The sequence below is a fragment of the Odoribacter sp. N15.MGS-14 genome, assembly GCF_000980245.1.
In the GTDB taxonomy this organism is placed as follows: Bacteria; Bacteroidota; Bacteroidia; order Bacteroidales; family Marinifilaceae; genus Odoribacter; species Odoribacter splanchnicus.
Map to the genome: position 1 here is coordinate 1 of NZ_LARE01000204.1, position 437 is coordinate 437.

The following is a 437-nucleotide window of genomic DNA, read 5'->3' on the forward strand; positions in this document are numbered from 1 at the left end:
GTTACTTGCACCTCGCCGTGGACTATCGCGGCTTATCGCGTCCTTCTTCGCCTCCGAGAGCCTAGGCATCCACCGCGCGCCCTTAATCGTTCACGTTCGTTAGCGTCGTGTACTTTTATAATCTACCTTGTCCCCTGTATCACCACGGGGACGGCTCTGTGTTATTCTACTACATTCTTACTTCGTGGATCAAATGATCCATTAACGTTCCAGCATGTCAAAGAACTTTATCCGTGGAGAATAAGGGAGTCGAACCCTTGACCTCCTGAATGCAAATCAGGCGCTCTAGCCAACTGAGCTAATCCCCCGGCTGTAGTCCCTCGCGGAGTTGAACCGCGGACCTCTACATTATCAGTGTAGCGCTCTAACCAACTGAGCTAAGAGACTATGGTTAACCCGCTATCGGGCAATCATGTAACGTGAAAAAACGTGAAACG

General features: G+C 50.3%; 2 tRNA genes and 1 rRNA gene. All 3 read right to left on the bottom strand.

The window, feature by feature from the left end:
- Positions 1 to 96, bottom strand: a 23S ribosomal RNA gene (locus tag WS34_RS15165); the annotation flags it as partial.
- A 138-nt stretch (positions 97 to 234) separates the two neighbouring features.
- Positions 235 to 308 (bottom strand) — tRNA-Ala (locus WS34_RS15170).
- A 5-nt stretch (positions 309 to 313) separates the two neighbouring features.
- A tRNA-Ile gene (locus WS34_RS15175) sits at positions 314 to 387 on the bottom strand.
- Positions 388 to 437 lie beyond the last annotated feature (50 nt).